The organism is Nocardioides terrae (genome assembly GCF_900112345.1).
GTDB lineage: Bacteria > Actinomycetota > Actinomycetes > Propionibacteriales > Nocardioidaceae > Nocardioides > Nocardioides terrae.
The window spans coordinates 1-25,574 of sequence record NZ_FOLB01000017.1; the positions used below are offsets into that span (position 1 = coordinate 1).

Below are 25,574 nucleotides of genomic sequence, written 5' to 3' on the forward strand. Positions count from 1 at the left end.
GTGGGACGGTCGAGCTCCTTGGCGAAAAACACTGAGGCGGACTTCAAGATCTCGTTCGCCCTGCGAAGCTCGGCAACCTCACGCTTGAGGCGCTTGATCTCCTCAGCCTCCTCCGAGGTCGTCCCGGGCCGGACTCCGGCATCGACCTGCGCGCGGTGGACCCACAGCCGCAGGGTCTCGACGTTCATCCCCAACAACCCCGCGACGTGCCGCAGCGCGGCCGTCTCGTGCGGGTGCTCCGGGCGGACCTCGGCGACCATCCGGACCGCCCGCTCACGCATCTCGTTCGTATACCTGGCCATCGTTCCCATCCTGACTCATCAAGCGGAACGAAACCCAGCGCGATTCATGGGGTTGATAACCACCGACACCGTCCACAAGCGTTTCGGCTCCGGACTCTCAATCAGTCCAGATTTCGCAGCAACCGACCGGGACATCAACCGCGTCACCACGTGGATCATGGCTGCCTACGTGGGCTCCATCGGGGTCCGCTACGAATGGCAGGCGGAAGGCATCTTCGATCGATCACAGTTCTTCCACTTCCCACACCCGGTGATCAACTGCTTCGAGGACGAGCAAGCCGTGATCCATGGGTGCACCCGGCGTCCTGGATGGTTCGCCTCTCTGCTGCAATGGGCCAACCGTCCAAGGAGGTAGGACGCGCGGCCGACAGGGCGCGCTCCGCTCGGCCGCAAGTGTGTGTCATACCGGCTCACCTCTGATGTCCACCGGCGGCTGGGGCTAGGCCGCCCTCGGCTCGATCCACGCATCCAGGTCGGCGCACTCGATCTGGTACGGACTATTCGGCTTGTCGAACTGGTCGTTGCGGAGGGGCCGCCCCGCATCGTCGTCCGCAGGCGAGCGGGTGAGATCTCCGTCCTACGTTTGAGAGGGGTCCGGGCACAACCCGTTATCGTCTCAACGCCCAGTCCCGCGGCGACGAGTCCATCGGGGCCGGCGGACTCGCAAATGCGCTGCTTTCGACGGCAGACCTGGTGCGTCGCACCGCCGCGACAAGGCGCATGGTGCTACCGGATGCCCTGCGACGGCCGGAGCCACGAGGCGCCCCCGAGCTGGGGCGCGTGGCGCGGACGATCCAGTTCCCGCTGAGACGGCGTGTGCAGGTCGCCGGTCCTGGTGCCCCGTCGCGCGATGCTGAGGGTCTGCCGCGACGGTGACCCTGAAGGCCCCGGTGCCCGTGAGAGGCCACGCTCAGGGGCGGCCCAGGGATGCGCCTGATGTGCGCCGCTCTGCCGTTCGTCACAGTTGAGGTGTCAGTTCCCGACATCACGTACCAAGGAGTGCACGACCATGGACGACATCCGACGCCGGTTCGCACAGCAAGGCCTGACCCGATCTTCAGAGCAGCGGATCCTCGGCGGTGTCTGCGCAGGACTTGGGCGGCGACTGGGCATCGGGCCTTGGACGGCCAGGCTCCTCTTCCTGCTTGTCCTCCTGATCATCCCGGGCAGCCAGATCCTGCTCTATCCGATCCTCTGGATCCTGATGCCGACCGAGGAGGCAGCGGGCTACCAGGTCCCGAACGCCACACCCGCACAACCCAGCTGACGGCCTATCAGCCGATGCCTCGCTGGCATGACTGCGAAATTCAGGAGTGGCCCTTACCAGCACGGTGAGGGCCACTTCACCGATTGGTAGCGTGCAGCCGCCCACACGCGCTTTCGATCGCGCCTCAGCCCCGAGGGCACCGCCAGGTTCCTGGCGGGAGCTCGACGGTCGGCGTCGGAGCCCGCCATCGAGCGGAAGAAGACGAAGCGGACCAGGGAGGCGCCGACATGGGGCTGGTCGCCTCCCATTGGACAGACACCCCGCCCACACAACTTCCCGCGAGGCCGTGCTCGCACAGGATGGTCCCCCACTCCGGATGCGGCAGCCGCGTCACAGCCGCACCACACCACTGCGGTCGCACGAGCAGCCGCGCCTATTCGTTGCGCGCGCACGAAATACCTTCGCCAACGTTGTCGGCACGGACGGACCCGAGACTGAGCGGTGATCAGGACTCGGCTGTCTGGCTGTGCCCGCTGAGCACCTGTTGCGTCTGGCTGGCCTACGCTGAGGCACGTGCCGCGGCTGACCGACTCGCTCACTGCCCGGCAGCAGGCTCTGCTGCGATCGTGGCTGCCCGACGCCGAGCCGGTCCGCGACCACAGCTGGGGGCTCGTCGGGACTAGGGTTCTCGAACTCCGGGCGTCGGACGGGTCGGCCTACGTTGCGAAAGCCGGTGACGAGGCCGACCACCACATCGCGCGCGAGATCGAAGCGCACCGGCGCTGGTTGCGGCCGTGGACGTCCCGCGGGCGCGCACCCGCAATGGTGGCCGCTGACGCTGATGCGAAGTTGCTCGTCACCCGTTGGCTGCCGGGCCGGCTGGTGCAGGCCGATCGGTCCGAGGTCGATCCTGGGATCTATCACCAGGCCGGTGCGCTGCTGGCCTTGTTTCACGGGCAGTCGAGTGTCCAGGACGACGGTCAGTTCGAAGGTCGCCAGAAGGCCGAGACACTCGCGTGGCTCGCCGCCGACCATCGGATCGACGCCACAGCGGTGTCCGCGTTGACCGCGCTGGTCGAGCGGTGGCCGACGCCGCGCTCCTTGCTGGTTCCCACCCACGGCGATTGGCAGCCACGCAACTGGGTCGTCCACGACGGCGTGGTGGGTGTAATCGACTTCGGGCGGGCCGACCTGCGTCCGGCGCACACGGACCTCGGGCGGCTTGTCGCTCAGCAGTTTCGGAAGGATCCGTCCCTTGAGGCCGCCTTCCTGGAGGGGTATGGCGCCGATCCACGGGAGCCGGAGGCCTGGATGCGGTTACGGGTCCGCGACGCGGTGGGCACGGCGGCGTGGGCCTACAAGGTCGGCGATGCGGCTTTCGAGGAGCAAGGGCATCGGATGATCGCCGCGGTGTTGGCCGAGCTGGACATGTGAGGAATGCGGGTACGCGTCCGGCGGCTTGCTAGACCGCTTACTGGGGATGTCTCCGTGAGCCGGACTCGGGGACGAGGTCCGTCACGAACGCGCTCCCGACCTTGCACCGGGACCGCCTCCCCGGGTGATCCTGCCGCGACGCGCGACACCGGGTCGGCGACCCGCTCAGTCCGCTCATGTGTCTATTCGGCGTGTCTACGCCGTCTAGTTGAGGAGATTCGCGAGGTGGCTCTATCGGCGCGGACCCTGAAGAGAGCGAGCGCCATCACTCCGTGAAGGGATCGGGCGGCTCCTCGGGAGGGTTCCGTAGGCGCGGTGGCAGTCCGTGCCGCAGCGTGAAGAGTCGCCGCCCCCGCGGCCCGGACGCCAACGACGTCCCAGCCACGGATCCGAGCCAGCGTTTCATGGGTTCAGTGGCTTACCGAGCTTCTCGCCATCTGCTGCACCCGAATATGCGTCACAACGCCACCGATGCGCCATCCGCGCCGGTCGTTTGTGAATCGCAGCGGTGTTCTCAACTCTCAGCGAGCGCCGCGCTGATCCGCTGCTTCGCCACGGCTTCCTGGCCCTCGATGCACTTGGCGTAGACCTTGAGAAGTACGTCGACGCCGTGGCCCGCCCACTCGGCTACTTGCGGAGCAGGCACACCGGCGTTCAGCCACGTCGAGACGGCAGCGTGGCGCAAGTCGTACGGCCGGCGGGCGAGAGCCGTCATCTCCACTTGTGGAGTCAGGGCTGACTTGCGGGCGGCCCGCCACGCCTTCATGTAGGTCTTTGACGGCAAGAGGTCGGCGTTAACCCCGTAGAAGATTCGGCCGTCAGCCCGTGGTGGAAAGTTCGTCAGGTGCGACCGCAAGAGCGGGACGAGGGGTGGCGGAATCGGAACGCTGCGGTAGTCACCCTCGAGCCGGTGCTTGAGTGCGCGCGTCTCCCGCAGCGAACCGTCGTCGGTCCAGTGGCGGCCGGCGTACGGGCTTGCCGCCGTCAGATGGAGCTCACCCCACCCTTCCGGCTCGTCGATGGGAGGAAGGTTGATGTCGTCGCGGGTAATGCTGACGGCTTCCTCGGGGCGGAGGGCGGAGTAGTACATCAGGCCGAAGAAGGCGACCAGTCGGGGGCCGCTCGGCTTCTGCTCCCCAACCGCGTTGAGGAGCACGCGGGCCTGGCGGTGGTTGACGACGCTCCGGCGGTCAACTTCTCGGGTTGTCGTCGACGCAGTGAGGGTGCGCCACTTCACGGCCCGGATCGGGTTGCTGTCGAGAAGTCCGAGCTCGATGGCGTAGTCCATCGCGTTCGCGAGCAGCATCCGGTGCTTGCGAACGGTGTCAGGAGCCGCGCGCACGCCGTCGAGCCGGGAGGTGGCGGCATCGAGCACCTTTCGGGCGACGCCGGGAAGCAGCAGATCGCTGAGGGGGCGTGTGTTGGTTGATAGCCAGCGCAACCGTTCCGCGACCTCCGCGGGTGCGTCGTCGCGTCGCTTGGCGTTGAACCCCCACAGGTTCATCGCTGACCGCATCTCGCGATCGCTGGCCGGCGGCGCGCCGACGATCAAAGGGGGAGTCGCCGCCACCAATGCGCGCGCGATGTCTTGCCGGTACTTCGCGGAGGCGTTCTTCCACTTCATGTCGACGTACTGACAGGCGAAGTCGTACCAGCTCAAGCTCTGCAGCCTCCCGCGCAGCCAGGAGGCGGGCTCACCCGTGGCAGGGTGGAAGGGCTCGCCGCGTCGTGCAGCCGACATCAGCTCACTGCGGAAGGCGTCTGCCTGCGCCGACTTCGAGAACGTCCGTGCCCACGGCTGATCGCCAACTTTCCAGCGGACCCGATAGGTGTTGCCGCGCTTTCCCTTGTAGACGTACGGCTTGTAGACCCGCACGTCGAAGGAGTGGTCGCCTGTCACGAGCCGGCACCCTCGAGCTCGGCGAGCCACCGCTCGTACTCGGTCCGCCGGATCCGGAGGTCGCCGTTCGGGAGCTTGATGCACCGAGGCGCGCGGCCCTTGGCGCGCCAGTCGTAGAACGTCGAGCGGGCGATGCCGAGCTCTCCGCACAGGTCGGAGATCGTCATGTGCCTGCGTGCAACGGGTGTACTCACAGCCGACTCCTCTCCCGATGCTTCAGTTATCCACACCGTTGATTGACCGCGGAACCGCACCGGTGGGACGTTCAGGACGTCTACCGAATCGCTCTGGCGTCCCTCGGGGGTGATGGGCATGAGCAACGAGCGACTTCAAGCGGGCCTGGCCCGTGCTGGCCTGACCAACGAGGTGGTTGCGGACCGCACCGGCGTCGATCCGAAGACGGTGCAGCGCTGGCTCAAAGGGCGTGTGCCGCACCCACGCAGCCGTTTCGTGATCGCCGAACTGCTCGAAGAAGACGAGGAGTTCCTATGGCCGGGCGTCCGGCGGCTGGATCCTTCGACAAGCGTTGCCGCGGAGCTGGTGGCGGCGTACGCGTATCGCTCCGAGTTGGATCTCAAGCGGTGGTGGGAGTTCTTCGTCCGCGCCGAGCGCCAGATCGACCTCTTGGGGTTCACGCTCTACTTCCTTCCGCAGCAGCACCCTGGCCTCGTTGACCTGCTCGGCCAGAAGATCGACGACGGTTGCCGGATCAGGGCCGCGCTTGCCGATCCCTCTTCGCCGCACGTCCAATGGCGCGACGACGAGGAGCATCTGGCGATCACGGTCAAGGTCCGGATCAAGAGCGCGCTCGACGCTTTCGCGCCCTTGATCGAGCGTGGCGCCGAGTTCCGGTTCCAGGACGCGCCGCTGTACAACTCGATCTTCCGGTTCGACGACGAGATGCTCCTGACGCCACACCTCTACGCGACGCCCGGTCATTCCGCGCCGCTTCTGCACATGCGCCGGCTGATGTCGAACGGACTGTTCTCCCGGTTCGCCTCACACTTCGAGGCGGTCTGGTCCGATGCGAAGCCGATGGAGGAGGATCGTCGTACGCCGGACTGAGGGATGGAGCTGCGATGGGACGTGTCGACTACTACGACGACCCGGACGCTCCGGCCGCCAACTCTCTGGTCCCGGCCGCCTCGGCGGTCGTCGTCGATGACTCCGGACGGATCCTGCTTCACCGGCGCAGCGACAATGGCAAGTGGGCCTTGCCCGGCGGCGTCATGGAGCTGGGGGAGTCGCTCGCCGAGTGCGTGATCCGGGAGGTCCAAGAAGAGACGGGCCTCGACGTCGAGGCCACGGGGATCGTCGGCATCTACAGCGACCCGAAGCACGTCTTCGCGTACGACGACGGGGAGGTCCGTCAGGAGTTCTCGATCTGCTTTGAATGCCGGGTCGTCGGCGGCAAGGTGGCGGTCAGCGACGAGTCGTTCGAGGTGCGTTTCTTCGATCCCGCGGACGTCCCCGACCTCCCGATGGTGGACAGCATCCGGCTGCGCGTCACCGACTACCTCAGCGGATCGACGCCGGTGATCCGCTGAGGATCGTGTCGATCTCGCGCTCGATCCCGAGGAACTCGACTAGGCCCGCCTGGACGCCCTGACTGACGACGTGGTCGTCTCCGTAGCGTCGCACGATCTCAACGACGCGGTCGCTGACGTTGGTGGGTCGGCCGTCGGGAGTCGTGGTCAGGTCGCAGAAGGTGAGCGCCCGCTGGATGAGCGAGTCCTCGAACGGGAACTCGTCATCGAGTTCGGCGACGCCACGTAGCCGCGCCTCGTTGCGGGCGCCTGTGTGGTGAGCGATGAGCGACGCAACGTCAGGGCGTCCCTCGTCGCGAACGAACCTCGCACCGTCGAGCGGATGGAAGCCGGTTGCCGCCAGCTCAGGGGCGTAGCCGATGTCGTGAAGGAGTGCGGCGAGGACGAGCGTCGGCGCTTGATCGCCGACGACGGCTGGGCCGATCGCAGCGGCGCGCCGTCCCACGGCGCGCGAATGGGTATGCCTGCGACCGAGAGGACGGAGGCGCAGATCCACCTGAGCAAGAGCCCAGTCCATCTGCGAACCCATCTCGACACCGTAGCCCGCGCTCGCGTTGCGCCGCAGACTGGAGTTGTTGTTCTACCGGCCGTAGAGGACGTCGCTCCTCGTGTCGAGTCGGAGGCGAGAACGACCTACACCTCTTGCACCCTGTAGACAGGGTGCTGTCCCGGGGGCCGTCTCCGGGTGCCGCGCCACTGTGGAGAAGGCCCGACCTCTTGCTGCCCAGTGACCCGCTCTGCCGGTCAGCAGAGGGTTCTAGGTGGGTTCCAAGGCCACTGAGGACGGCCATGTCCGTAGCAATCACGTTCGCGCAGGCCTCGCACGCCGAGCTCGCCGTGTCTACGGTGATCTCACGGTCGTCGTCATCGAAGGCCCGCACCTGTGAGCGGGCCAGGCCGATGGGGCGGTCGCCTCTGGCGGCGCCGGCTGCAAAGCCTGGCGCGTTCACGTTGCCGAGGAGGAGCTCACCTTGGTCAGGAGGGCCTAGGGCCTGGGCTCGCCTGGCGTCCGTCGGGATCTGCGGTCTGTACACGCCGACCGTGGCGTACGAGGCGGCGGCGCGTGCGGGTGGTCGTCATTCGGCCACCGTGAAGTTGAACATCATCCCGGTCTCGTGGTGTTCGGCGATGTGGCAGTGCGCCATCCAGGTGCCGGGCTCGGTGACGTCCAACAAGATGTCGACCGTCTCGCCGGTGCGCAGCAGGACGGTGTCCTTCCAGACGAGATTGGGCTCGACGTCGCCGTCGCGGCTGAGCACTAGGAAGCGGCCGGCGCCGTGGATGTGGAACGGGTGGTGCATGGGATGGTCCCCGGCCATCTCGTTGACAAGCCGGATCTTGACCTGGTCCCCGACCCGGAACTGCCAATCGATCGTGCCGTTCACGGCCTGGGTGTCCTGGTCGACGAGTTTCCACTGGAAGTTCGCCGGGGTGGTCATGCGGTTCACCTCGACCATGTCGTCTTCCCACTCGATGCCGCCGGAGGATCCGTGACCTTCGGAGGTTCCGTGGCTGGCATGCTCGCCGTGCGTTCCGTGTTCGTGGCCTGTTGGCGCGTCGTGCATCTGGTGTCCGTCGCCGTTGCCGGGATGCTCGTGGCCGGCGCTGGCAGCGCTGTCGACCAGCACGCTGGGAAGCAGCTTCATCGCGCACTTCGGGCAGTGTCCAGGCTCGTCGCTGACCACCTCGGGATGCATCGGACACACATAGGTCGTCACGGCTGCGACCGCGATGAGCTTCATGCCACACTGCGGGCAGTGGGCGGGGCTCGCGCTGACCACCTCGGGGTGCATCGGGCAGGCGTAGAACGCTGGGGCGCCTCCCTCGGGGTCGGGGAAGTTCATCTCGGCGAGGAAGGAGAGCGTCTTGTCCGGCGGCGCCTCGAGGTACGGCTGGATGCGGGTCCGTTCGCCCGCCATGTCCAGGTTCGTGCGCAGCTCCGCATAGCTGTCGGCGAGAGACGGTTCGGCCGGCTCCTCGAGGACAGTGATGGCGGCGAGCGGGTAGGTCCGGTCCGGGGTGCGGTGCTGTAGTGCAAACTCGCCGGCCGCCTCGAACATCACGTCGACGACGACCCGCTCCGAGGGCGCGAGCACGACCTCCTCGACCCACTCCTCGTGCTCGACGTGGCCGCTGTCCCCGCCGACCAGCTTCATCCGCGCCCCCGGAAGCCCGACGTTGAAGACACGGGTGTTGGCGGTGTTCAACAGGTAGAGGCGCAGCACCTCGCCCCGGTTCGTGGACAAGGCGAGGTCGGTCTCCCCGTTCACCATGATGACGTTCCCGAAGCGCCCCATGGCGGCATGGGTCGTCTCCTCCCGGTTGAACGGCGCGACCTTGCCCTCTTCGAGTAGCAGGTCGTCGAGGGTCAGGAACAGTTCCTCATGCACCGCAGGCCAGTAGCCGGGGTCGTCGGGTTCAACGACGATGCCGCCGTACAACCCCATCTCGATGCCGTAGTCGGAGCGGATGTGCGGGTGGAACCAGTAGGCGCCCGGATCGGGGCACCTGATCAGGGCCGTGAAACGGTCCCCAACCTGGATGGGTGGCTGGGTCTCGTGCGTGCCGTCGTAGCGGTTGTCCAGGCGCAGGCCGTGCCAGTGAACGGTGTTCTCCAGGTCGCCCTCGTTCTCGATCTCGACCGAGACCTGCGCGCCCTGGCGGACCCGAAGGATGGGGCCGGGGATGGAGCCGTTGTACGCCAACATTCTGACCACGGTGTCGCCGACGCGCTTGGCGACGGGGGCGATCCTCAGCTCGTACCGATCACCGTCAGAGAGCTCGACCACGGCGGTGGGCTTGGCCGGCGGTAGGTCGGTGACGTCGGTGGTGAAGTGCTGGGGGTTAGTAGGCATGTTCTGTGCTCCGTCCGTTGCTCGCGTCCGTTGCTTCGGTGATCGGCCGGTGATCGGCCGGTGATCGGCCGGTGATCGGGGGGTGGGCGCCGGGGCTCACTCAGCGAGGGTGGCTGGGGTGCGGCCGGGCGCCGCGCGCGGACTGCCCGGCCCGGAAGTCGCCGATGTGTTGGGCGATGTACTCCGCGTCGTCCTTGACCCACCCCAGGAGCGCGGAACCGCGGGTGTGCTGCCAGACCTGCCCGAGGAAGTACAGGCCAGGTTCCCGGCTGACCCCTCGGTTGTGGATCAGGCGGCCCTCACCGTCGAGGACGGGCAGGTCGATCCACGACAGGTCCACGCGGAACCCGGTCGCCCAGATGACCGTGCTCACCTCCACCGACGAGCCGTCAGCGAACCGGACGACCCTGCCGTCGGCGTCGGTGACGCGACCGTGCAGCGTGACCGCGTGCTGGCGACGCAACTGCCGCGGCGAGGAGCCGATCAAGGTGTCCTCGCGAGCGGCGAGGCGACGGCCCAGGCGTGAATCCTTGGTGAGCCGCAGCGCACCGATCGCGTCGAGGTACCAGAAGAGGTCCCGCCCGAGGATCCGTTGCGGGAGCGGCAACTGCCGCGACCCGATCGCCAGGTCTACCTCGTGGGTGTCGGCCAGGTCGGCGGCGATCTGGTAGCCGCTGTTCCCGCCGCCGACGACCAACACGCGACCAGGCGCAATGGTGTCCGGGTTGCGGTAGGAGCTGCTGTGCAGCTGGGTGACCTCCGCGCCCAGCCGTCCGGCGCACGACGGGATTCGAGGCGTCTGGAACGGTCCGGTCGCGACGACTACCTGGTCCGCCTCGTAGGAGCGCTCGCCGACGTCGAGGAGGAATCGGTCGTTTCGTCGCAGCGCACGCACGGGGCTGTCCAGCTCGACCGGGAGCTCGAAGTGGGCGGCGTAGTCGCCCAGGTAGTCCACGACCTCGTCACGGGTCGGATACCGGTTCGGGTCACCGGGGAACGGACGTCCTGGTAGCGAGTCGTAGCGAGCTGAAGTGAATAGCTTCAGTGACTCCCACCGGTCCCGCCACGCGGCGGCCGGCTCGTGGGCCGCCTCGAGGATCGCGAAGTCCTGCTTGTGACGGGCCAGGAAGTAGCCCATGGCCAGGCCAGCCTGGCCGCCGCCCACCACGATCACCTCATGCCGTACCGACATCGGGCACCCCCGGAACCGTCCGCGTTCCCTCCATGACACGCCGCTCGATCCGCGCGCGCATCACCAATCTCGGGCGATTGGCCCTCGACATCGGTCGCGTGATCCGGTCGGCGAATAGTCAGACGTGGTTGCCGACCGCCGGGGTTCATCCGTGCAGGTTCGCGCCCGTCAGGATGACGACGGCCAGGAGCCCCGACACGACGAAGTCCACGGCTGCGCAGAACGGCGGCCACCACCGCATGTTCGCCACGTACCCGGTGCGGTGCTGCACCCAGTCCTTCACCCCGTGGCCGGCCAGCCCGGCCACGAGCAGCCACGCCGAGCCGGTGACCCCGACGGCGGCGATGACGACGAAGACGCCGGCGACGACGCACTCGACTGCGATGACATGCGCTCGGCCGTCCGAGACGCTGAAACCGATGTAGATCGCTGCGATGAACGCTAGCCCCAGGGCGTAGACGGTGGCCGGTGTCAGCCACCACAGGGCGAAGGGGGACGCCGACTGCACAATGCCGACCACGGCGCCCCAGAGCAGAGGAACACACAGGGCTCGCAGGCTGTCACCGGCCCGACGTGGTGCCTGCCGCTCAGCATCCGCTGCCATCACACCTCCGCGTGACTCGTGGGCGGCCCTGCTCTGTCAACGCTCGCACGAACCCGAGGCGGGACGCATCGCGCATTCGGGCCACGCATCGCCAGGTGGAGTACAGCAGAAGCGCCGCTCGAGCGCGGCGGCGCTCACTGTGGCTACCCCCGACCCCGCCATCCCGTCGCGCGGCAGCCGGGGGACACACCGGTGACAGTCAGGGCGTGATGACGATGCGGCCCTGTGTGTCGCCCTTCTCGAAGGCTTCGACGGCCGCGGCGCCGTCGGCCAGCGCGAAGGTTCGCCCGACGACAGGAGCAACTTTTCCGGCGGCGACCAGCTCGTTCATCCTCAGCAGCTCATCAGCGTTCTCCTTCACAACGAACGCGACGAGCTTCTGCGGCAGGAATCGCGTCGAGACGGCTGCCCACAGCTGCCGTTGGATGCCGCCGATCCAGCGGTCGCCCTCACCGCCGAGGATGACGAGGGTTCCGGTCCCGGTGAGGGCGCGGCGGAGCCGGGCCACCGAGGTCCGACCACCAATGTCGAGGATCAGGTCGAAGTGGCGTGAGCCGTCGGCGAAGTCCTGCGTCCGGTAGTCGATGACATCGTCGGCGCCGAGCGAGCGCACCAGGCCGGCATGCTCGCCGCTGCACACGCCCGTCACCGTGGCCCCGAACGCGACCGCGAGCTGGACCGCGATCGTGCCGACGGCGCCGGACGCGCCGACGACGAGGACCCGCTGACCTGGCTGGACCCGGCCGTGGTCTCGCAGCGCCTGCATGGCGACGAACGTCGGGTAGGGCAGCACGGCGGCTTGCTCGAAGGACAGCTGCGGGAGCTTCGGGGCGATCTTGCTGGCCGGTGCCACCGCGTAGTCCGCGAAGGTTCCGCGGGTCGCGCCGTACACCTCATCACCCGGCTGGAACTGGGTGACGCCGGGGCCGACGTCCTCGACCACGCCGGCGAAGTTGGTGCCCGGTACGGCGACGCTCGGGGCTCGGAACCCGAAGCCGAGAATCCGCATGAGGTAGGGCTCGCCGGTCATGAAGTGCCACGCGCCGCGGTCCATCCCGGCCGCAAGGACGCGAACGAGGACCTGTCCCTCACCTGCGCGGGGTTGTTCGATGTCGCGGAACTTCAGCACGCCCGTGGTGCCGTACCGGTCTTGGGTGAGGGCTTTCATGGTGACCTCCGGGTTGTTCGATGGTCCGCCGGGTCCTGCGGCCGCGGCACGGTCGAGGTGGTTGTCCGCGTCCGGTTGTCCGCGTCCGGCCTCAGCGACTGGCCGTCAGCGGCTGGTGGTTGCGGACCGCGATGACGACGTCGAGGACGGCCCGGCTGGTCTGGGCGGCGTACTGCTTCTCCTGAAGCAGCCCCTGGTGGCTGGCGCCGTTGACGACGCGCCAGACGCTGTTGGTCGACAGGCTCGTCGACCTGTTCTGATCGGCCTTCCAGGACTGGTCGTTCCCGGAGCCGGCGGTGAGGACGTAGAGGGGCTTGTCGCCGAAGTCCCGCAGGGACGCGGCCTCCTGGCTCGCGGCGCCACCGCGCATGTACTCGTCGGCGACGCTGCGCACAGTGTTCGCCTGGGTGGTGTCGTAGGTGAGTTGCTCCTCGTTGTGGGGTGGGAGGCCGCTGTCGCCGATGACGGCGCCGTACAAGCGTGCGATGCCGACCGGGACGGTCAGGGATGCCAGCGTGGCGGCCCGGCCGATGGTGTCGGAGGAGGTGCTGTCCGGCGCGGGGATGACGGACTTGGCCGGCTGGGAGGACGCGGTGGAGTCCAACAGGGCCAGGCCGGCGACCTCGTCGGGGTAGTGCGCGGCGAAGATGCGGACGTATAGGCCGCCGAAGGAGTGCCCGGCGAGCACGTACGGCCCGGGGACGTTCGCCTTGTGGAGCAGCGTGTGGAGGTCGGTGGCGATCTGGGCGCCGTCCTGGGCGGTGGCGGCGGGTTGGCTGCCGCCGCGGCCGGCGCGGTCGTAGACGCAGGTCCGGGTCTGGCTGGCGACGGCTGGGGCTATCCAGCCCATGTCGGCCGAGGTGGCACCGGCGCCACCTTCGAGGATGACGGTCGGGCTGGCCGTGCCGGTGCACTCCAGCCGCAGCTGGTGGCCGTCGACAGTGACCAGTTGCCCCGACGTCAGGAACGGGTTGGACTCACCTGCTGCGGCGACCGTCTGCCAGGCGCCGCCAACCGCGCACAGGGCGAGGATGATGAACACGGCGTACAGCTGGACGCGCCCGGCGCGGCTGAGCAGGTCGCGCTGGACCCGGACCGCCATCCACACCACCAGGGCGAGCAGGGCGGGTGGCCAGATCCATCTGAGGACGTCTTGGGACCCGCCGAATGCCCACAGCAGGAGCCCGCCGACGCCCATGAACAGCGCCGGCGCCGCGGCCCAGCGTTGGGGCTGGTCGGTGAACCGGTAGGAGAGGCCGAGCAGCATCGCCCACCCGATCGCGAGCCCGCAGAGGACAGCGCCGGTGATCGCGGTCAAGGTCACCGCGACGAACGGCGCGAAGACCAGAAGGAGCGCCGCCAGCACCCCGGTTGCCAAGGACGCGGCCACGACCCAGCCAGGATGCCCCCGACGGGCCTGGCGGCCCTCGGAAGGGGTAGCCGGAGGAACGGGACCGGCGGCCGGAGCCGGAGGCGTTGCGGTAGGCGACAGCGCTGGCGATGGGGCCGGTGACGACTGGCGCGAGAAGAGAGCCATGGCGTGCTTCTTTGGTTTGGTGTGGTGGCGAGCGCCGCCTCCAACCTCCCGACCCCCGCCGCGGAACGACATGCCCGAAAACCAGATCCTCAGCTGACCGACAACACACTATAGACTTACGACTCATGAATCAAGATTCCGGTGTCGGGGACCCTTCATGGCGGTTCCTCACCAACCACGCGCACGTGCTGGAGCGCATCGCGGGCGACCCGACGGTGCGGCTGCGTGACATCGCCGCATCGGTCGGTATCACCGAGCGAGCCGCCGGTTCGATCGTGGGCGACCTCGTGGAAGCCGGGTACCTGACCAGGACCCGGGTCGGGCGACGCAACGAGTACATCGTCCACGACGAGCTGCCGCTGCGGCATCCGCTGCACAGGCACCACACCGTCGCCGCGCTCATCGCGTTCCTCGAGGGGCCGGCGACCGAGGCCGAGGACGCGAGCTAGCCGCACGTCGCCGGCGGTCCTCGATGCCATCGGCATGGCCATCCACACCCGGCGGCCCGCGCCAGGGCTGGTCCACCACACCGACCGAGGCTCGCATCACACGTCCCACGAGTTCGGCAAGACGCTGCGCAACTCGGGGCTGCTGGCGTCGATGGAAGAGTCGGATCGGCCTACGACAACGCGACGGCCGAGAGCCTCTTCGCAACCTTGAAGCCGGTGGCTTCGAGCGCGGTGGGGTCGCAGACAGCGTCAAGCGTCATGACCTCGGCGTTGCCGGCCCCGGCGACGAGCCTGGCGAGCGTGGCGGGCACAGATGAGGGGCGAGGGGCGCCGATGGCGTCGGTGGTTGCTCGAGGAAGTCCCGCTGCGCCACAGGGGTCCGGGGGGCGGCGACGAACGTGCGGGCGGCGACCTGCTCGCGAGGTAGGCCAGCGAGCTGCGTGAGGGCCGCGGCGGCGTCGTCGACGTGGGTGAGCGGGAGACGGTTGGGGCCCTTCCCGGGGGGCTGGCTTGGAGCGCACGCAGGACGCACGTTCGGGCTCGGGCGTGACGACGCTCTCGGCGTTCGATCCCGGCGGTTTCGCCAGTGCCACGACGCACGTAGGCCGCGAGCATGAAGAGCCCGACCACCTCACGCCCAAGGAGCTTGCATGACCCCCACCTCACCGATGGCCCCCTTGACCCAGCTTCGCCGCCGCCGAAGCGCGAAGTGGCGCACCCATCCAGCGGAGGTCCTTCCGCTGTTCGTCGCCGAGATGGACGTCCAACTGGCGCCCCCCATCTCGGAGACGCTCCGCGCGGCGATCGAGCTGTCCGACACCGGATATGCCGCTCCGCGCAGCGAGCTACCCGCCGCTTTCGCGGCGTTCGCGGCACGACGGTGGACCTGGGACGTCGATGTCGAGCAGGTCAGTCTCGCACCCGACGTCAGTGTCGCGATGGTCGAGACGCTGCGGGTTCTGCTCGGAGGCGGGAGCAGTGGCCCGGCTGACGGCACGAGGGGCACGGTCGCGCTCAGCCCGCCGGTCTACCCGCCCTTCTACGGCTGGATCCGCGAGGTCGGCGCCCGCACCGTCGAAGTCCCCCTACGCGAGGACGATGCGGACGGCGGTGCAGCCTGCGCCGGAACACGGCTCGACCTCCCCGCGCTCGAGGCAGCCTTCCGGGCCGGGGTGGACGTCTACATGCTGTGCAACCCCCACAACCCGGTCGGCACCGTGCACACCCGCGACGAGCTGGCCGCACTCGCGGATCTGGCGGCGCGCCACGGCGTGACGGTCGTTAGCGACGAAATCCACGCACCCCTGGTCCTGCCGGGCGCCAGCTTCGTTCCGTTCCTCAGTGTCAGCGCCGAGGCCCGCCGATGCGGCGTTGCCTTGGAGTCGGCGAGCAAGGGATGGAACCTCGCCGGCCTGAAGGCGGCGATGATCGTGACCGCCGACCGGCGCACGCGGGAGATTCACGGCCGCTTCCCCGCAGAGCTGGCCTGGCGAACCGGGCACCTGGGCGTGTTGGCCAGCACCGCCGCGTTCACCGCCGGCGAGGAGTGGCTCGACGACGTCATCTGCGTCCTGGACGCCAACCGATACCTTCTCAGCAACCTCCTGCGCGAGCACCTCCCACGGGTCCGCTACCGGCCGCCGCAGGCCAGCTACCTGGCCTGGCTGGACTTCCGCAACGTTCCCGCGGCGGCTGCGCTGTCCGGGCCCGGCGACCTGGCCGGTGACATCCTGCACAACTGTGCGGTGGCGCTGAGCTCAGGAGACGACTTTGGTCCGCCGGGTGCCGGGCATCTCCGTCTCAACTTCGGCACCAGTCCGGACGTCCTGCGAGAAGCGATCCAGCGCCTCGCCACCTACACACCCAGCGAAGCTGTGCCGGGCGAGGCGACCGATGACTCTCGATGATCGCGAACAGTGCCCATCCCATCAAGGCCGCCGACCCGGCTCCGGTCCCGAGGACCGGTTCACCGAAGACGCAACCGCTGTCGCCGACCTCTACGGGTGCCTCGACACCTCGCTTGAGTCCGCCAAAGCGGAGCTCGCAGCCGTGCTCCGGTCATCGGGCCGCCTCTCGCCCCAAGCACAGGTTGAGCGCGAAGCGCACGGCGCCCGCCTCAGCCAGCGCCTAGTTCAGCTGCGCGCGGCCGAACAGCGGCTGGTTTTCGGCCGTCTCGACCTCACCGACGGCACCACGGTCTACGTCGGCCGGCTCGGTCTGCGCCCGGCGAGCCGGGTGCTGGTCGACTGGCGCGCGCCCGCGGCCGCCGCGTTCTACCAAGCAACCCCCGCCTCACCTGGCTCGGTGGTACGACGCCGACAGCTTCACCTGGAAGGCCGGCGCCTCGTCGGCGTCCATGAGGAAGCGCTGTCCTTGGACGGGGCAAGTGACAACGACTCTGGGGCCGAGTTGAGCGTCGGCGCCGAGAGCGCGCGCGCCGGCGACTCGGTCGACCTCCTCTCCCGGGTCCTGGCCGCGCCTCGCACCGGGCGGATGCGCGACATCGTCAGCACGCTCCAGGGCGAACAAGACCGGATCATCCGCACCCCCGGGAAGGGAGCGCTCGTCGTCACCGGCGCACCCGGCACCGGGAAGACCGTCGTCGCGCTGCACCGCGCGGCATACCTGCTCTACACAGAACCCGTCCGCCGGGCCGGCGGTGTCCTCGTCGTCGGCCCGAACGCCGGCTTCCTGCGCTACATCGAGCAGGTCCTGCCCGCGCTCGGCGAGACCGACGTCGTCCTCGCGCAAGCCACCGACCTGTACCCGGTCGACGAGGCGGTGCTCGCTGTCGAGTACCCATTGGTAGCGCGGCTGAAGGGCGACCTGCGCATGGTTGAGCTGCTGCGGCGTGCCGTCAGCGACCGGCAACGCCTGCTGGCCGAACCGGTCACGCTGCTCATCGAGGACGTCGAGGTCGTCCTGCGCCCCGAGATCGTGCGGCGAGCGCGGGACGCGGCCCGCGCCAGCGGAGAGCCGCACAACCAAGCGCGCGACACCTACACCGAGGTCGTGCTCGAGGACCTTCTCGACCAGTTCCTCTCCGCGACGTCGGGAGGTCCCAGCCACTCCGAACCCACTCCCAACCCTGATAACGACCCGACCCAGCGGCTCAGCAGCGCGCTGGCCGACGGGCTGGCCAAGGAGCTGATTGACGAGGTCGACGGGGGCACTTCACGCACGCAGGCCCTGGCCGCCCTGCACCGAAGCGTCGACGTGCGCCGCGAAGTCAACCTGCGGTGGATGCCGCTGACCCCCGAGAAGGTGCTGCGGGACCTCTTCGCCGACGAGGACCAGCTGCGCGCCGCGGCGCCGGACTGGCGTCCCGCCGACCGGGCGATGCTGGCACGACGGCGTGACGCTGCGTGGACGCGCGAGGACATCGCGCTGCTCGACGAGCTCGCGGCCCTTCTCGGACCGCCGCCGCGGGGCGCCGCGGACCGGGCCACGGCCGCGGCCCAGGCGGCCGCGCAGCACGAGGCGGTCCGGTTCGCGAGCGACACCCTGCGGGCCTTCGGCATGGCCGAGACCCTCAGCCCGGACGAGCTCGCACGCCGCTACGGCGTGGACGACCACCTGGTCGACCACCGGCCACTGGCCGAACGGGCCGCCGCAGACCCGTCGTGGGCTTACGGGCACGTCATCGTCGACGAGGCCCAAGACCTCACCCCCATGCAATGGCGAATGGTGCTGCGACGCTGCCCGTCGCGGTCATTGACCATCGTCGGGGACCTCGACCAGCGCTCCGGCGTGGCAGCACGGCCACGGACGTGGGCCGACGTTCTCGGCCCCCACCTGTCCAGCTGGCGCGAGGAGACGTTGACGGTGAACTACCGAAACCCGGGCGAACACCTCGAGTTCGCACGCCACCGCCTCCGCGAGGTAGGTGTTGACATTACAGCCGTCGACTCGGCCCGCTGGGGTGGCACCATCAGCGAGGTCGAGATCGCGGACACCGACCTGCCGGCCCTGGTCGTCGAGGAGCTCGACGCCTGCCAAGGCACCCTCGCCGTCGTGACCGGCGAGCCCGGGGCCCTCGCGAAGGAACTGCCGGCGGACGTGACCGTGGTGACGCCGGTGGAGGCCAAGGGGCTGGAGTTCGACACCGTCGTCGTTCTCGACTCCGACGACATCGTCGACCGGCTCGGGTCCGGCGACCTATACGTGACCCTCACCCGCGCCACCCAACGCCTCGTCCTCGTCCGACGCGCCACGCCGTGCGCGGCTGCATACACGCCATGACCAGCCCCGCCGCCCGCAGGTCCTGCTGGTCACGGGAGCGGACTGGCCTTAGGGCGAACCCGGATCCCGCGCGCTCGACGAAGCGCTCGCGGCACGTGGGATCTCGAGCCGCCGGGTCCCCTGGGACGACCGGAACTGGGCGAAGTAGGTCGTCAGGTATCTCCGAGCCCTCAGCGACGAGCTCGTCGTACTGCTTGGCAAGGGCGAGGAGGGTCTCCACGCGGAAGCGGAGCGTGGCCGCGCCGGCCGCGTTGCTGTTCGGCAGCCAGCCGTCCGGGTCGTCGGTCGGGCTGTGCTCACCGGTGAAGCCGTGTCTCCAGAAGGCGTCAGGGCGTGGTTGCGCAGTGCCCAGAGCCGATCCCGGATGAAGAGCCTCGCAGGCCACGAGGCCGACCAGGTGGCAGTCATGTCGACCCTCGTGCCGAAAGCGCCTGAAGAAGCCACGCCGTGACGCCCGGAACACTTTCTGAGCGAACCGAGGCTCTCAGTTCGGAGCTGAGGGTCCGCGGAGTCGCCTGGCCCGGCGGCGATTTCTCCAGCGGAGCCAGCGCCGATGGAGGCGCCACCCGAGAGTCTGGAGGCGCTCACGGATCGGGGGCTTCCGGGTGTACTTCGCAAGCTCCGACCTGATGGTGGTGGTCAGTGCATGAAGGCGACTGCTCGCGTTGGAAGTCGCCTCTAGCAGGTCATCGTCCGTGGGATCGGGCTCGGCGATCGTGACCTTGAGCATGAAGAGGGCAGCCCGCGCGGCTCCCATGGCGTTGCGCACGCGGTCGGATGCGAACGCCTGAACCCGCGCGAACATCTCGGTTGCCATGTCGATGGCTTCCACCTCAGCCACCGAGATGGTGAGGTTCAGGCTGTTGTCGGGTCCGTGCACCGCGTCCCTCGCTCGCATCGACCATTGAACGAGATCCAGGTACAGATCGGCCCGCTTCTCCCAGGCTCGCTGCGACAAGTCCCGTGCGCTTGACCCGCGCTGCGTCAAGCCGATCCCCACGAGTGTGACGACGCCGGTCAGAGCGCTGCCCGCGAGGCTCCATACGGCCGGGTTAGAAGTGTCTGCCATGACCGCCGCCTCCTATCAGCGGCGGCCAATCTAGCGAGGGCGCCGCCGGTACCCCGACATTGGGCATCACCTGGCTCGCTGGCTCGACTCGTTTCTGCCGCGTTACCCGCAGTAGGAAGCTGCGCTCCCCATCCACGCGAAGGTCCGCGCCGACGGCCCCGGCGGTCTGATCTGGCACCACCAGGGCCCCGGCAAGACCGAGCTGATGGCCTTCGCGGCGGCCCGCCTGCTGCGCGATGGCGCTGTGCTTGAGATGTACGCCGGCGTCCCGACCGTAATCGTGAGCGCCGACCGCAAGGACCTGGTGCGCCAGACAGCGGAGATGTTCGAGACAGCCGGCATCGGCAATCAACGATGGGTCAGGGCAGGTGCGTTCGTTCACGTGGTCGTGCTCGATCCCGACTCCTACGACACCTCCTCCCTGGTCGATGTCGCAGGGACCGGTCCAGTCTCGGCAACGGTGATCGACTCGCCCCGAGCATCGCTCGGCCCGAAGGTCCGGCGCGGCTGAGGTCAATTGATTCAGCCCACACCGCTCGGATGCTTCGCCTCCTTCCATGCCGGCTGCTCGTTGCCGTCGTCTCAATGACGGTGGGGGATGTGACGGCCTCTCCGGCACCAACGCCGGCGGCTACATCACCGGCGAGGGCCAGGCCACCGCCTGGGCGCCCCGCGGCCGCGAGAAGCCAGTCGAGCTCACCGGTGACTCGCTCGAGGGCACGAAGCTCCACAGTCGAGTGCCCCAATGACGCGGATTCGAGGTCTGACGCACCCTGCCGCTCATGTCTCTCGATTCGTCTTCCTTCTCCTCCTCTTTGGCTCGTGCGTGCGTTCCGTCGCCACGGCCTTGGCATCGGCCCGGATCGCAGCGATTCGCTCGTCGCGTTCACACGACCGGATGTGCATGTAGACGGCCGCTGCGACCGTCGAGAGCCAGCAGACGACCTGGGCCAGGCCAGGCAGGTGCACAAGCGAGACGACGGGGGCGCCGACGAAGAGCCCAATCTGGCGACTCATCACTATCGCTTCCTTCATGTCTCGCTCTCCATTCCGTGGTTCGGCCCCCACCGTGGACCGGTTTGTGTCAGTGCGGGCGGACGGTGCACGTGTCGTGCGCCTTGCGTCCACCGCTGCCGATGCGCGTGCTCATCGACTGCATCGACAAGGGCGGCTCGGTGTTTGACTTCGAGCACCTGCGAGGGTGAGTCGACCGACCTCAGCGGCGGCCCGCGCCGATCGAGCGCGCGGCCTGGTGCGCCGCTCGGCCCTGGCCCGAGTCGTGCCCATCGCTCATAACTCCTATTTCGGCGCCGCGGCGCTCAAACCCCGTTGTCGGTGGGAGCGGCCGTTCCTGGAGATACCGAGCATCCTCGAAGTCCGTTACCGGGGACGCGAGATGAGCATTCAAGGGGGTGGTGTTGACCAGTAGGCCGGCGCAGCATCGACGCTGGAACACACCGACCCGGGAGGAGTAACCAGACAGGAATGTCGGTGGCGTGCGACAGGATCCCGGCCGTGATGTCGGTGCTCATACAAACCGACTTCGAGCGGATGGTGAGCCGAGCGTGGACTCTGCATGGATCGGACTCGGCACAGCGGTGTTCAGTGCGCTGTGGGCATCGGGTGGTCAGGCGGCACTTCAACGACGAGTGGTCGGGCACGAGCTCGATCTATCCGAGAAGCTGAACGACCCCGTTCTGAAGGTCGAGATGCGCCGTCAGGCCGAGGCGCGCGCAACGATCTACCTTGCGCGACGCCATCAGTCGTCAAGCCGCTGGCGCTGGCTCCTCATCCGAGCCGGTGCGATCGTCACCGGCATCGTTCTGATCGGCGCAGGGAACGCTGTCATCCGGGCAGGAGGGTCGACGCACTGGATCGGCGACATCCTGAGCCTCGTTGCCTTTGCGCTCGTGGGCGCCGGCATCGGGGCCATGGGTGATGAGATCTTCCGGGACAGCAGGGCATGGATCGGAGCCACACGGCTGCGGTACGCCCGCGAGCGGCTCGCAGCGATCTCAGGGCATGACGCCGGGGCGGACAGCTTGGGCGAGGAAGGTGCTGCTCTTACATCAGTGGATCTGGTCGCTTCGCTTCATTCTTGCGGTGCTGATGGCCGTTGGCGGAGTGACGGTGTGGCACCTAGTCGTTGCGGGAATTCAGCGCTCACTGGAGGACGTGCATGAGCGTCTGGTCAAGCGTTCGCCACGGATCCGTTGATCTTCGGATGCGCAACCGCGGCGGAGTGCAGCACTCATCGCGCACACGCCGTGGCCGCTGCTGACGGTCAAACGCGCTGCGTGACGGCGAACGAAGTCGTCATCCCAGCGGTTCAGTGGGGCACCTTGCGGGGCCGGCGCCCCTACGGCGACCGCTTTAGCAGAACTGACGAATTTGCGAGTAGCCGGCACGTCACCTTCACGCTCGCGAGGTCGTTCTGGAAGGCGTACCCGAGGGCCTCAACGCGACCGACATCCGCAATTAGGGGGTGGGCGATCTTGATAAGCCGGCCCGGCGTCGCAAACAGTAATTCCTCACTTTCGTTCGTATGGACGGTCACGTAGTCGGGTCTTTCGTCGTCGAACTCCATGGTCCCGGGGGTCAAGTGGATGACGTCGTCAAAGCGGACAAGCTGTGCAAGTGTTTCCGCCGCTACCAAGTCAATGAGGCCGTTGACAGCGTCGAACGCGAGCGCGAAGTCCCTCGACGCCCCAGTGAGGGACTCAACTACCTCGCGTGTGTGGTGCTCGCGATAGTTGTACCGAGGTAACGCCAGCCTTGGCTCGTAGGCGTTCAGTTGCTCGGGGGCAACCAGTTGTCGTAACTCCACACGTGCAGCCTTGAGCTGGGCCGCGTCGTCGGCAGTGAGTGCATCATGCGCCGACTGGTACCGCTGCCATGCGTTGGAGCAGCGCAGCGCCTCCGCCAGATTAGAAGTGAGTTGACGGATGCTCTCTGGGTCCTCGGCGTCCAGAAGTTCTGAGGTGGCCACGACGCGCGGCTGAAACTGCAGGCGGGCGGCTAAATCGGCGGGCCGCCAAGGGTATCGGTAGGTAAATTCTTGCGTTGTGAGCGCCGCTTCCCGAACGAGTTGGGGGACGAGAATCATCGGGTAACCCGGCAGCCTTGACCGAAGCCATGCCACTAAGGCGTGGTGCGCAGCTTCCACGCGATTCGCCAGCGAGAGGAATCGTTGCCATTGCTCCGAATCGCCGATTTGCACGTCCGGCATCGCGGACAACGCGAAGTTGACTTGAGTGAAGAGTCGGAGGGGATGGCTAGTGATCCCGGCTCCACCGGCATCAAACTCATTCAGAACGCGGCTCAACGGACGGTGGTCGACCCGCGAGGCTGGTGCCAGCTCGCTCAACTCGAGGATTCGAGGAGTCGCCTTTATCGCAACGGCGAGATCGTTTGCGGCGCTCCAAATGTCAGCAGACGTCATTGCAGCCACGCGTGTTTCGTGAGCTTCTCGACGGCACTCTTCATGAGATCCGCGGCATCCTCTCTAGAATGCTTCCGAAGGAAGCTCTCGACACTTGTCGAGGCGTACTCGGCTCCTGCCTCGTCAACCACCCGAGCCGACTCGCCTGCGGCCTCCTCGGCGACTTCAATGTTGATCGAGGCGCGACGGGCGTACGCCATCGAAAATTCCGAATGAATCGTGTCGCGCCTGGTGATGATCGCATGCACACCCAATGGGCCGAGAGTCTCGGCGACTCGCTCTCGAGCAACTGGTTGGAACATCTGCAGCAACATGCACCGCACGTGTGTTTCGCGTTCTGTCACGTGATCGATCACAAGTTGGGCGGCCTCCTCGGACGAGTTGGGTCGCCGTACGGGTAGGCCAACGCGCGAACGCAGTTGACGTCTCAGCGTTAGCCGCCAAACGGCCGCTGCTGCGAGCAGCGGGCTTGCCGTCAATGGCATGACAACTCTTGACGCGGCGGGACCGGCTGCGCTCGTGTCCTGGCGACCAGGCGGCTCCTCTTGGCGCAGTGCGATGACGGCGGACTCACCTTCCTCCCAGATAACTGGCGAACGCCGGTCTCCTGGTGGAAGCAGGTGGGACAATACTGCGGCTAACGTCTCGACCGACGACCTTTCCGCGAGGGTGCGGCGGTCATATGAAGCGAGGCGAACGATGCTGAAGGGAAGGTCTCGCGCGACTTGAACCGCGGTCGCGTCGCTAACGCCCGCGAGTTGCGCGGCGAACTCGAGCCGGCGTTCATCGCTCGTGGACAGTGTCCGCGGTAGCGGCGCCAAGCCGCGAGCATGAGCAAGGCCGGCGAGGTAGTCTGCGTACGAGTCGTGGACTGGGACTAAGACTTGATCCGCGCCGAGTGGCACAAGTAGTCCGCTGCGTCGAATGTTTGCTTCCAGGACTGCTTCGTCAACGCCGAAGTAGGACGACTCCAATTCCCTCGAAGCCGCGCGCAAGAGTCGACGATACTCATGCGGGTAAACAAAGCGTCGACCGCTGTCGAGCAGATGTGCTAGGACCAGGCCGAGCGCCGCAGACGTAACGTCGACATGTGTCGCGCCCGCTCGCTCCGCCATGCGCGTGATGGTGGCCGCGTACAGCGCGGCGTCATTTTCGAATGACGTTCCGTCAACTGCGAATCGAAGTGCGAGGCTGAAGAGCATCGGATTACCCGCGGCGTCGCCGAGCCCTCGTTCAACGGTTGCGATCAACTGAGCAACAAGGCGGTTTGCCTCGTCCGCAGATTGTTCTTCGATCACCTCGGGATGTTGGCGCCGAACGAGCGCATCACGTTTTTCGCGGGTCAAGACTGCCACGCTGTAACGGCGGTACGGCACTGAAGTCGGCACAACGCTTGAGAGCGTGGCGAGGTCGCGTCCGACTAGCACAACGTGTGCGCCCGACGCGGCCGTGATGACCGGCTGCAGGTCGTGTCGCAGAGCTTGTTGCATCTGAACGGGCACCTCTGAGACGCCGTCAATGATGAGCACCGTGTCCGGATCCCAAAGCGCTTGTTGTCCCGTTAGCGACGGCAACGGTCGACGCAAAGTGGCGGCGAGTCCCTCAGCGACGAGATCGGCAAGGCGCGCGGCTACATAGGCTTCCGCGTGCACACGGAGTACGGGCCGACCCACTTGGGCGCCCTCATCGACTGCGAGCTCCGCGATGCTCGACTTGCCGGTTCCGGTTCGTCCTGACAGAACGGTGACCCGGGCTCCTTGGAGGAGGTCAGCCAACTCGGCGCGACGTCCCAGGTCATCCGGCACGTCCTCTTTCAAACCCAGATCGATCAGATCGGTGCCGGCCCCTGCATGCTCCAGATACTCGGCCTTGACGCCTGTCTCCCATCGGTCTTCGGCCGCAATGTCACGGGTCCCTCCGAGGAACGCAGCGATCTCGTCCTTGGTGATCAGACGTGCACCTTCGTCCAGGCTGCCCGCCCTCGTTGCTAGCTCGCGCAGCAGGGCATTCACGGCAGCTTGGGCGGCTGCGCGCAGATCCTGCGGAGTGCGGGCGCCAGGCAGAAGGGAGCGAGTCTGTTGTTCCGCGACAGCGAGCACTGCCTCGGCACCCGTCACGTCCTGACGGACCCGGGTGCGTGCCAACTTCGGCAGTGAGGGATCGTGGACCGGACGGTTCAGGAAGGCCGCGAGCGGCGCGACGTCCCCGTCGGAGGCGGCATGCACAGCGTCGCGGAGAGCGATCGCCGTCTCGCCGAGCTCACCGTCGGTGACGAATTCAAAGTCCGCGTCTACATCCAGCGCGGCCCACCTTTCGAGCACGGCCAGGATGGGCGCTCGCGACCAGGGTCGGTGCTGAACGCGAGTCTTCACCTGATATCCGCGGACGATCGCTCCAGTCGTGTCGTGCACTTCGATGTCGACGATGTCGTCGCGACCCTCAAGCCGCATACTTGCGAGGTTGGCGTCGCTAAGTACATCGATCGCCACCAGGACGGCCTGCGCGTTCTGATACGCAATCCCGCGGCTGGTATCGACTCCTGCCATACCGCAATCCAACCAGTTGGAGCCGACATCGAGTCCGCCGCGCGCAGACAGCGATGAAGTGAGCAGGTCTCGGAAGAGGT

The 25,574-nt window shown here is 67.6% G+C and carries 23 protein-coding genes; 10 read left to right on the forward strand and 13 right to left on the reverse strand.

From position 1 onward, the window contains the following. On the reverse strand, positions 1 to 311 hold a 311-nt coding region (locus tag BM236_RS17225; RefSeq protein WP_139230150.1), incomplete at its 3' end, for a transposase. Between the two features lie 1,000 nt (positions 312 to 1,311). On the opposite strand from BM236_RS17225, the gene BM236_RS17235 reads away from it, so the two are divergent. Next, positions 1,312 to 1,569, forward strand: coding sequence for a PspC domain-containing protein (locus tag BM236_RS17235; RefSeq protein ID WP_091126356.1), 258 nt, complete (start codon positions 1,312 to 1,314; stop codon positions 1,567 to 1,569). 513 nt (positions 1,570 to 2,082) lie between these two features. Beyond that, positions 2,083 to 2,943 (forward strand): phosphotransferase family protein, encoded by an 861-nt coding sequence (locus BM236_RS17240; protein ID WP_245750406.1) that lies wholly within the window; start codon positions 2,083 to 2,085, stop codon positions 2,941 to 2,943. A gap of 514 nt (positions 2,944 to 3,457) precedes the next feature. Here the strand turns inward: BM236_RS17240 and BM236_RS17245 are convergent. Next, complete coding sequence (locus BM236_RS17245; protein WP_091126357.1) at positions 3,458 to 4,843, reverse strand: tyrosine-type recombinase/integrase; 1,386 nt, start codon at positions 4,841 to 4,843, stop codon at positions 3,458 to 3,460. Beyond that, positions 4,840 to 5,037, reverse strand: coding sequence for a helix-turn-helix transcriptional regulator (locus BM236_RS17250; protein WP_245750407.1), 198 nt, complete (start codon positions 5,035 to 5,037; stop codon positions 4,840 to 4,842). The genes BM236_RS17245 and BM236_RS17250 overlap by 4 nt, the downstream gene beginning before the upstream one ends. A gap of 118 nt (positions 5,038 to 5,155) precedes the next feature. Here BM236_RS17250 and BM236_RS17255 point away from each other — a divergent pair, with 118 nt between their 5' ends. Beyond that, on the forward strand, positions 5,156 to 5,908 hold the full coding sequence (locus tag BM236_RS17255; protein ID WP_139230151.1) for a helix-turn-helix domain-containing protein: 753 nt from the start codon (positions 5,156 to 5,158) through the stop codon (positions 5,906 to 5,908). Between the two features lie 14 nt (positions 5,909 to 5,922). After that, positions 5,923 to 6,390: an NUDIX domain-containing protein gene (locus BM236_RS17260; protein ID WP_091126363.1), complete on the forward strand. Its 468-nt coding sequence runs from the start codon at positions 5,923 to 5,925 to the stop codon at positions 6,388 to 6,390. Here the strand turns inward: BM236_RS17260 and BM236_RS17265 are convergent. From BM236_RS17265 to BM236_RS17290, 6 genes are all read right to left on the reverse strand, one after another. Continuing rightward, a complete protein-coding gene (locus BM236_RS17265) occupies positions 6,362 to 6,919 on the reverse strand; it encodes an HD domain-containing protein (RefSeq protein ID WP_091126364.1) in 558 nt (185 codons plus the stop codon). The genes BM236_RS17260 and BM236_RS17265 overlap by 29 nt on opposite strands. 547 nt (positions 6,920 to 7,466) lie before the next feature. Then, entirely contained in the window at positions 7,467 to 9,245 is a 1,779-nt protein-coding gene (locus tag BM236_RS17270) for a multicopper oxidase domain-containing protein (RefSeq protein ID WP_091126366.1), read from the reverse strand. 100 nt (positions 9,246 to 9,345) lie between these two features. Next, a complete protein-coding gene (locus tag BM236_RS17275) occupies positions 9,346 to 10,437 on the reverse strand; it encodes a flavin-containing monooxygenase (protein ID WP_091126367.1) in 1,092 nt (363 codons plus the stop codon). 145 nt (positions 10,438 to 10,582) lie between these two features. Then, the gene (locus BM236_RS17280; RefSeq protein ID WP_139230152.1) at positions 10,583 to 10,957 is read right to left on the reverse strand and encodes a hypothetical protein; all 375 of its coding nucleotides are present in this window, start codon (positions 10,955 to 10,957) and stop codon (positions 10,583 to 10,585) included. Positions 10,958 to 11,240: 283 nt separating this feature from the next. After that, on the reverse strand, positions 11,241 to 12,209 hold the full coding sequence (locus BM236_RS17285; RefSeq protein WP_091126371.1) for an NAD(P)-dependent alcohol dehydrogenase: 969 nt from the start codon (positions 12,207 to 12,209) through the stop codon (positions 11,241 to 11,243). A 91-nt stretch (positions 12,210 to 12,300) separates the two neighbouring features. Next, positions 12,301 to 13,599, reverse strand: a complete 1,299-nt coding sequence (locus BM236_RS17290) for an alpha/beta fold hydrolase (RefSeq protein ID WP_217645394.1) — start codon at positions 13,597 to 13,599, stop codon at positions 12,301 to 12,303. Between the two features lie 272 nt (positions 13,600 to 13,871). Between BM236_RS17290 and BM236_RS17295 the strand changes: the two genes are divergently transcribed. From BM236_RS17295 to BM236_RS17305, 3 genes are all read left to right on the forward strand, one after another. Further along, positions 13,872 to 14,195: a helix-turn-helix transcriptional regulator gene (locus tag BM236_RS17295; protein WP_091126374.1), complete on the forward strand. Its 324-nt coding sequence runs from the start codon at positions 13,872 to 13,874 to the stop codon at positions 14,193 to 14,195. Positions 14,196 to 14,845: 650 nt separating this feature from the next. Continuing rightward, positions 14,846 to 16,102 (forward strand): MalY/PatB family protein, encoded by a 1,257-nt coding sequence (locus tag BM236_RS17300; RefSeq protein WP_217645395.1) that lies wholly within the window; start codon positions 14,846 to 14,848, stop codon positions 16,100 to 16,102. Positions 16,103 to 16,244: 142 nt separating this feature from the next. Then, on the forward strand, positions 16,245 to 18,437 hold the full coding sequence (locus BM236_RS17305; RefSeq protein WP_175507737.1) for a HelD family protein: 2,193 nt from the start codon (positions 16,245 to 16,247) through the stop codon (positions 18,435 to 18,437). Between the two features lie 484 nt (positions 18,438 to 18,921). Here BM236_RS17305 and BM236_RS17310 read toward each other — a convergent pair whose 3' ends face one another. Continuing rightward, positions 18,922 to 19,506 (reverse strand): hypothetical protein, encoded by a 585-nt coding sequence (locus tag BM236_RS17310; RefSeq protein WP_091126379.1) that lies wholly within the window; start codon positions 19,504 to 19,506, stop codon positions 18,922 to 18,924. A 130-nt stretch (positions 19,507 to 19,636) separates the two neighbouring features. Here BM236_RS17310 and BM236_RS18765 point away from each other — a divergent pair, with 130 nt between their 5' ends. Both BM236_RS18765 and BM236_RS18770 read left to right on the forward strand, forming a co-directional pair. Continuing rightward, positions 19,637 to 20,017, forward strand: coding sequence for a DEAD/DEAH box helicase family protein (locus tag BM236_RS18765; protein WP_217645397.1), 381 nt, complete (start codon positions 19,637 to 19,639; stop codon positions 20,015 to 20,017). Positions 20,018 to 20,063: 46 nt separating this feature from the next. Further along, positions 20,064 to 20,255: a hypothetical protein gene (locus BM236_RS18770; RefSeq protein ID WP_139230153.1), complete on the forward strand. Its 192-nt coding sequence runs from the start codon at positions 20,064 to 20,066 to the stop codon at positions 20,253 to 20,255. A 31-nt stretch (positions 20,256 to 20,286) separates the two neighbouring features. On the opposite strand, the gene BM236_RS17320 is transcribed toward BM236_RS18770, so the two are convergent. Then, positions 20,287 to 20,541: a hypothetical protein gene (locus tag BM236_RS17320; RefSeq protein ID WP_091126380.1), complete on the reverse strand. Its 255-nt coding sequence runs from the start codon at positions 20,539 to 20,541 to the stop codon at positions 20,287 to 20,289. Positions 20,542 to 21,071: 530 nt separating this feature from the next. Here BM236_RS17320 and BM236_RS18775 point away from each other — a divergent pair. After that, a complete protein-coding gene (locus BM236_RS18775) occupies positions 21,072 to 21,689 on the forward strand; it encodes a BCD family MFS transporter (protein WP_139230154.1) in 618 nt (205 codons plus the stop codon). A 176-nt stretch (positions 21,690 to 21,865) separates the two neighbouring features. On the opposite strand, the gene BM236_RS17325 is transcribed toward BM236_RS18775, so the two are convergent. After that, positions 21,866 to 22,957 carry a hypothetical protein gene (locus tag BM236_RS17325; RefSeq protein WP_139230155.1) on the reverse strand — a complete coding sequence of 364 codons (1,092 nt, stop codon included), beginning with the start codon at positions 22,955 to 22,957 and terminating at the stop codon, positions 21,866 to 21,868. After that, positions 22,945 to 25,494: an AAA family ATPase gene (locus BM236_RS17330; RefSeq protein ID WP_091126384.1), complete on the reverse strand. Its 2,550-nt coding sequence runs from the start codon at positions 25,492 to 25,494 to the stop codon at positions 22,945 to 22,947. Before BM236_RS17330 ends, BM236_RS17325 begins: the two co-directional genes overlap by 13 nt. Positions 25,495 to 25,574 lie beyond the last annotated feature (80 nt).